The sequence below is a fragment of the Streptomyces populi genome (assembly GCF_002911015.1).
Lineage (GTDB): Bacteria > Actinomycetota > Actinomycetes > Streptomycetales > Streptomycetaceae > Streptomyces > Streptomyces populi.
In genome coordinates, this window is the sequence record NZ_KZ626946.1 from 21492 (window position 1) to 27858 (window position 6367).

Annotated in this window: 8 protein-coding genes; 7 read left to right on the top strand and 1 reads right to left on the bottom strand. The window is 69.6% G+C overall.

From position 1 onward, the window contains the following. Positions 1 to 12: 12 nt before the first annotated feature. A complete protein-coding gene (locus CW362_RS34630; RefSeq protein ID WP_103553578.1) occupies positions 13 to 1341 on the bottom strand; it encodes a nicotinate phosphoribosyltransferase in 1329 nt (442 codons plus the stop codon). A 119-nt stretch (positions 1342 to 1460) separates the two neighbouring features. Here CW362_RS34630 and clpS point away from each other — a divergent pair, with 119 nt between their 5' ends. The 7 genes from clpS to CW362_RS34660 all read left to right on the top strand — a co-directional run bounded on the left by clpS (position 1461) and on the right by CW362_RS34660 (position 6311). Then, complete coding sequence (gene clpS, locus CW362_RS34635; protein ID WP_037619207.1) at positions 1461 to 1778, top strand: ATP-dependent Clp protease adapter ClpS; 318 nt, start codon at positions 1461 to 1463, stop codon at positions 1776 to 1778. A gap of 53 nt (positions 1779 to 1831) precedes the next feature. Continuing rightward, positions 1832 to 2437 (top strand): DUF2017 domain-containing protein, encoded by a 606-nt coding sequence (locus CW362_RS34640; protein WP_103553579.1) that lies wholly within the window; start codon positions 1832 to 1834, stop codon positions 2435 to 2437. A gap of 343 nt (positions 2438 to 2780) precedes the next feature. Beyond that, complete coding sequence (locus tag CW362_RS34645; protein ID WP_103553580.1) at positions 2781 to 4232, top strand: amino acid permease; 1452 nt, start codon at positions 2781 to 2783, stop codon at positions 4230 to 4232. Between the two features lie 111 nt (positions 4233 to 4343). Further along, on the top strand, positions 4344 to 4766 hold the full coding sequence (locus CW362_RS34650) for a M67 family metallopeptidase (protein ID WP_103553581.1): 423 nt from the start codon (positions 4344 to 4346) through the stop codon (positions 4764 to 4766). A gap of 79 nt (positions 4767 to 4845) precedes the next feature. Further along, entirely contained in the window at positions 4846 to 4947 is a 102-nt protein-coding gene (locus tag CW362_RS45540; protein WP_326787503.1) for a putative leader peptide, read from the top strand. Positions 4948 to 5064: 117 nt separating this feature from the next. Next, positions 5065 to 5343, top strand: a complete 279-nt coding sequence (locus tag CW362_RS34655) for a MoaD/ThiS family protein (protein ID WP_103553582.1) — start codon at positions 5065 to 5067, stop codon at positions 5341 to 5343. Between the two features lie 17 nt (positions 5344 to 5360). Further along, the gene (locus CW362_RS34660) at positions 5361 to 6311 is read left to right on the top strand and encodes a PLP-dependent cysteine synthase family protein (RefSeq protein ID WP_103553583.1); all 951 of its coding nucleotides are present in this window, start codon (positions 5361 to 5363) and stop codon (positions 6309 to 6311) included. Positions 6312 to 6367: the final 56 nt, after the last annotated feature.

The window sequence follows — 6367 nt, forward strand, 5'->3', positions numbered from 1 at the left end:
GAGCTGTCCGGGTCAGACGTATTCGGTGGGGATCACCGGCTCGCCGCGCGAGAGCTGGGTCGCCGACAGCGGCAGCCGGGTGCGGGCCGCCGCGTGCCGGTCGCGTACGACGTCGAGCGGCTCGCGGGACAGGACCTGTCCGCCCTTGACCAGCTGGACCAGGAGCTGCCGGTCGGCCAGCTCGGCGGGCACCGGCCCGACGCCGATGACCTCGGCCTCCGCGATCCCCTGGTCGTCCAGACGGCGCGCGGCCCACTTGCGGCCGCCGATGGACGTCTTGCCGCCCGTGGACTTCTTGGCCACCGGCTCCAGCGGTGCCTTCGGGTCGGCCGACCCGGCGCGGGCGACCAGCTTGTAGACCATCGAGCACGTCGGATGGCCCGATCCCGTCACCAGCTGGGTGCCGACGCCGTACGCGTCCACGGGGGCCGCCGCGAGCGAGGCGATGGCGTACTCGTCGAGGTCGGAGGTCACGACGATCTTCGTCTCCGTCGCGCCCAGCTCGTCCAGCTGCCGACGCACCCGGTGGGCGACGAGCAGCAGGTCGCCGGAGTCGATGCGCACCGCCCCGAGTCCGGTCCCGGCGACCTCGACGGCGGTGCGGACCGCCTCGGCGACGTCGTAGGTGTCCACGAGCAGCGTGGTGCCGCGGCCCAGCGAGTCCACCTGGGCCCGGAAGGCGTCCCGCTCGTGGTCGTGCAGGAGGGTGAAGGCGTGCGCGGAGGTGCCCACGGTCGGGATGCCGTAGCGGAAGCCGGCGGCCAGGTCGGAGGTGCTGGTGAACCCGCCGACGTACGCGGCGCGCGAGGCGGCCACCGCGGCCAGCTCGTGGGTGCGCCGGGCGCCCATCTCGATCAGCGGCCGGGTGCCCGCGGCGGAGGACATCCGGGAGGCGGCCGCCGCGATCGCGGAGTCGTGGTTGAGGATCGAGAGGATCACCGTCTCCAGGAGCACGCACTCCGCGAAGCTGCCCTCGACCCGCAGGAGCGGGGAGCCCGGGAAGTACACCTCGCCCTCGGGGTAGCCCCAGATGTCGCCGCCGAAGCGGTAGGAGGCGAGCCACTCCAGGGTCGGCCCGTCCACGATCCCGTGCTCGCGCAGGAAGCCGAGGACGTCCGCGTCGAACCGGAAGTTCTCGACCGCGTCCAGGACGCGTCCGGTGCCCGCGACGACCCCGTAGCGCCGCCCCTCGGGCAGCCGGCGGGTGAAGACCTCGAAGACGGAACGCCGCTCGGCGGTCCCGGCCGCGAGCGCGGCCTGCAACATCGTCAGCTCGTACTGGTCAGTGAAGAGCGCCGTAGAGGGAACATCCACCGGCAGCCCAAGGTCCGCTGTGTTCATGGCAGGGATCGTACCCCCATTTCGTCAGTTTGACGATTTCTCTGGCCGTCGGCGGTTCCCGACCTTCGGGGCCCCTGTTCAGGGGGCCGTTTATGCGGGTGGCCCCCTCTGGTGGGAGCATGGGCGATGTGACGGCTCCCGCACCTCTAGAGATCGAGAAGACCGAGTCGGCGGAGGAGGTGTTCGCCGTACCCGAGCCGGACGTCCCCTGGGTCACGATCGTCCACAACGACCCGGTCAACCTCATGAGCTACGTGACGTATGTCTTCCAGACGTACTTCGGCTACTCCAAGGACAAGGCCACCAAGCTGATGATGGACGTCCACCACAAGGGCCGGGCCGTCGTCTCCAGCGGCACGCGCGAGGAGATGGAGCGCGACGTGCAGGCCATGCACGGCTACGGTCTGTGGGCCACCCTTCAGCAGGACCGGAAGTAGCCGGCCCCCTGTCAACCGACCGCCCGCAGGACCGGAAGTAGCGAACTCACTCCATGCCCGGACACTTCGAACCGCTCCCCGGCGGCGGCGCGGCCGTCGCGCTCGACGAGGTCGAGATCTCCATCATCCGCTCCCTCGCCGTCCAGCTCCTGGAGCTCATCGGTCCCGGCCCCGCGGAGAACGCCTCCGCCGACCCGCTCGCCGAGCTGTTCGCCGAGGGCCCCAGCGAGCCGCCGAGCGATCCGGTGCTCAAGCGACTGTTCCCCGACGCCTACAGCGGCCCCGGCGTCGAGGCCGACACGCCCGAGCAGGCCGAGGAGCAGCGGGCCCACTCCGCCGAGTTCCGCCGCTTCACCGAGAACGACCTGCGCGCCGGCAAGCGCGAGAACGCCCTCGCCGTCATCCGCTCGCTGGACGCCCTGACGCCCGGCGGCGACGGCGGAGCGGTCCTGGAACTGACCGCCGACCAGTCCGAGCAGTGGCTGCGCGCCCTGAACGACCTGCGCCTGGCCATCGGTTCGCGGCTCGACGTCGTCGACGAGGAGGACACCGACCTCCTCTACCGCCTCCCCGACGAGGACCCGCGCAAGCCGATGGTGATGGCGTACCTCTGGCTGGGCGGCCTCCAGGAGACCCTGGTCGCCACCCTCATGCCCTGATCCGTCCGGGTATGTCGCCGGGCACACCGACCTGTGTGTTCGCTCAGAGGACGCTCAAATCCGAATAACGATCGCGTCACCGCAACCGCACCCTTTGGGGTGCGGTTCGACGTTCTGTCCGGTTCTTCCTATGGTCTGCGCGACATCACCCTCAACCGATCAACGGTGCCGCCGTGATAAATCTTCACGACCGCCCGGCAGGACACCACCCACGTCCCGCCGGGTGCGCCACCGAGCCGGCGGATCGCCGGCCAGGCATCAGCTCCACCTGTCCGGGGGGATCGGAAGCCGATTCGAAGCCGAGGGACTGGCTCGTTCCGGTATGGAGAAAGGCGCACCACACATGACCTCATCGCAGGTCGACAAGCAGTACGACGGCAGTGAGGCCGTGGGCGGCGACGCCCCCGAAGAGGGGTACGAGCGCGGGCTCGGCAGCCGTCAGGTCCAGATGATCGCGATCGGCGGCGCCATCGGCGTCGGCCTCTTCCTGGGAGCCGGGGCGAACATCGCCAAGGCCGGCCCCAGCCTCATCCTGATGTACGCCCTCGCGGGCGCCATCGTCTTCTTCATCATGCGGGCGCTCGGCGAGCTCCTGCTCTACCGCCCGGTCTCGGGCTCCTTCGCGGAGTACTCCCGCGAATTCCTCGGCCCGTTCTTCGGCTACTTCACCGGCTGGACGTACTGGCTGATGTGGGTGGTCACCGGCATGGCCGAACTCACGGCCGCCGCCATCTACGTCCACTACTGGTTCCCGGCGATCCCGCAATGGGTGACCGCGCTGGTCTTCCTGGTCGTGCTGTTCGTGGCGAACCTGATCTCCGTGAAGCTCTTCGGGGAGATCGAGTTCTGGTTCTCGATGGTCAAGGTCACCGCCCTGATCGGCATGATCGTGATCGGCCTCGGCGTCCTGACCTTCGGCTTCAGCTCCGCCGGTGACACCGCCGCCGTCAGCAACCTCTGGGCCTTCGACGGCTTCTTCCCCAAGGGCATCGGCTCGTCGCTCATGACCCTCCAGGGCGTCATGTTCGCCTACCTCGCCGTCGAGCTCGTCGGCGTCACCGCGGGCGAGTCCGAGAACCCCGAGAAGACCCTCCCGAAGGCCATCAACACCCTCCCGTGGCGCATCGCCCTCTTCTACGTCGGCGCCCTCACGGTCATCCTCTGCGTCGTGAAGTGGACGGAGTTCGCGCCGGGCGTCAGCCCCTTCGTCGCGGCCTTCGCGAAGATCGGCATCCCGGCCGGCGCCGGCATCGTCAACTTCGTGGTCCTCACCGCCGCCCTGTCCTCCTGCAACTCGGGCATGTACTCCACGGGCCGCATGCTGCGGAACCTGGCCGAGAGCGGCGAGGCCCCCAAGGTCTTCAGCAAGCTGTCCTCCACCAAGACGCCCGCCTTCGGCATCACGGTCTCCGTGCTCTTCATGGGCATCGGCGTGGTCCTCAACTACGTCGTCCCCGAGAAGGCCTTCGGCTACGTCACCTCGGTGGCCACCGCGGCCGGCATCTGGACCTGGCTGATGATCCTCGTCAGCCACATCCTCTACCGCCGCGCGGTCGACGCCGGCCGTCTCCCGGCCTCGTCCTTCCCCGCCCCCGGCGGCGCGAAGTGCAGCTGGATCGCCGTCGTGTTCCTGCTCTTCGTCACCGGCCTGATCGCCTACGACGCGGACTCCCGCATCTGCCTGTACGTCATGGCCGGCTGGGCCGCCGCCCTGGGCGTCGGCTGGAAGGTCCTCAAGGCGCGCAACCCCCAGGTCACCGAACGCCGCGAGCCGGAGCTCGAGAAGGTCGGCTGACCACCACCACGGACATCCGGCCGACGAGGCCACCGCTCAGGACGTCCGGCATACGGGCCGTCCCGTACCACTCCTCGGTACGGGACGGCCCTTCTGTCTATCCTGACCAGCATGCTGACCATCACCGAGGCCCTGTTCGACCAGATCGTCGCCCACGCGCGCCAGGACCACCCCGACGAGGCGTGCGGCGTCGTCGCGGGCCCCGCCGGCACCGACCGCCCCGAGCGCTTCATCCCGATGCTCAACGCCGCCCGCTCGCCCACGTTCTACGAGTTCGACTCCGGCGACCTGCTCAAGCTCTACCGCGAGATGGACGACCGCGACGAGGAACCCGTCGTCATCTACCACTCGCACACCGCGACCGAGGCCTACCCCTCCCGCACCGACCTCTCCTACGCCAACGAGCCCGGCGCGCACTACGTCCTGGTCTCCACCGCGGACACCGACGACGCCGGCCCCTTCCAGTTCCGCTCCTACCGGATCGTGGACGGTGAGGTCACGGAGGAGGAGGTCAAGGTCGTGGAGAGCTACTGATCTCAACCAGCGGCCCAAAAGCGTCCGGAATGCGAGATCACACTCCGGGGCCCGTACCGGGAATCGATACGATGAGCGCATGGTTCTGAACGACGTGAGCGACAAGACGCCGGGCATGCTGCTCGTGGCGCGGCTGCACGTCGACCTCTGCAGGCTGCAGAGCGCCATCTGTACGCGCTGACCTGCCGCCGTCGTACGGCCGGAGAGCCGCGGCTCCGCAACCGGCGTACCCCCTTGCCCCGCCCGCGCTGCCGCGCGTCTTCCGACCCGACACACATCCCGACAGGAGCCCGCAACCATGGCCATCGAGGTCCGCATCCCCACCATCCTCCGCACCTACACCGACGGCGCGAAGGCGGTCGACGCCAACGGGGAGACCCTCGCCGAGCTGTTCGCAGACCTCGACACCCGCCACGCGGGCATCCAGGCCCGCATCGTGGACGGCGGCGAGCTGCGCCGCTTCGTCAACGTCTACCTCAACGACGAGGACGTCCGCTTCCTCGACGGCATCAAGACCAAGCTGACCGACGGCGACAACGTCACCATCCTGCCGGCCGTCGCCGGCGGCATGGTCTGATCGGACCCTGGTCTCCGATGCGCTACGACTCCCCGCTCGCCGCGGTGGGCAACACCCCTCTGGTGCGCCTGCCGCGGCTGTCGCCGTCCGCGGACGTCCGTATCTGGGCGAAGCTGGAGGACCGCAACCCGACCGGTTCGGTCAAGGACCGGCCGGCCCTCCACATGATCGAGCAGGCGGAGAAGGACGGCCGTCTGACGCCGGGCTGCACGATCCTGGAGCCGACCAGCGGCAACACCGGCATCTCCCTGGCCATGGCGGCGAAGCTCAAGGGCTACCGCATGGTCTGCGTGATGCCCGAGAACACCTCGCAGGAACGCCGTGACCTGCTCGGCATGTGGGGTGCCGAGATCATCTCCAGCCCGGCCGCCGGCGGTTCCAACACCGCCGTGCGCGTCGCCAAGGAACTGTCCGCGCAGCACCCGGACTGGGTGATGCTCTACCAGTACGGCAACCCGGACAACGCCGGCGCCCACTACGCCACGACGGGCCCGGAGATCCTCGCCGACCTCCCGTCCATCACCCACTTCGTGGCGGGCCTCGGCACCACCGGCACCCTCATGGGCGTCGGCCGCTACCTGCGCGAGCACAAGCCGGACGTCAAGATCGTCGCCGCGGAGCCGCGCTACGACGACCTGGTGTACGGCCTGCGCAACCTCGACGAGGGCTTCGTGCCGGAGCTGTACGACGCCTCGGTCCTCACCACCCGCTTCTCCGTCGGCTCGGCGGACGCGGTCACCCGCACCCGGGAACTCCTCCAACAGGAGGGCATCTTCGCGGGCGTCTCCACCGGAGCCGCGCTGCACGCCGCGATCGGCGTCGGCAACAAGGCCGTCAAGGCCGGGGAGCCGGCCGACATCGCCTTCGTGGTCGCCGACGGCGGCTGGAAGTACCTGTCGACGGGCGTCTACACGGCGGCCACGACGGAAGAGGCCATCGAGACGCTACAGGGACAGCTCTGGGCGTAGCCCCGGACGCCGCACCCACCGCACCGGCCGTACCGGAAGGGGGCGGGGACCCACCC

Bases quoted from the DNA above. Each gene is read 5' to 3' on its own strand.
- CW362_RS34630 (WP_103553578.1), bottom strand. From the start codon at position 1,341: ATGAACACAGCGGACCTTGGGCTGCCGGTGGATGTTCCCTCTACGGCG.
- clpS (WP_037619207.1), top strand. From the start codon at position 1,461: ATGGGCGATGTGACGGCTCCCGCACCTCTAGAGATCGAGAAGACCGAG.
- CW362_RS34640 (WP_103553579.1), top strand. From the start codon at position 1,832: ATGCCCGGACACTTCGAACCGCTCCCCGGCGGCGGCGCGGCCGTCGCG.
- CW362_RS34645 (WP_103553580.1), top strand. From the start codon at position 2,781: ATGACCTCATCGCAGGTCGACAAGCAGTACGACGGCAGTGAGGCCGTG.
- CW362_RS34650 (WP_103553581.1), top strand. From the start codon at position 4,344: ATGCTGACCATCACCGAGGCCCTGTTCGACCAGATCGTCGCCCACGCG.
- CW362_RS45540 (WP_326787503.1), top strand. From the start codon at position 4,846: ATGGTTCTGAACGACGTGAGCGACAAGACGCCGGGCATGCTGCTCGTG.
- CW362_RS34655 (WP_103553582.1), top strand. From the start codon at position 5,065: ATGGCCATCGAGGTCCGCATCCCCACCATCCTCCGCACCTACACCGAC.
- CW362_RS34660 (WP_103553583.1), top strand. From the start codon at position 5,361: ATGCGCTACGACTCCCCGCTCGCCGCGGTGGGCAACACCCCTCTGGTG.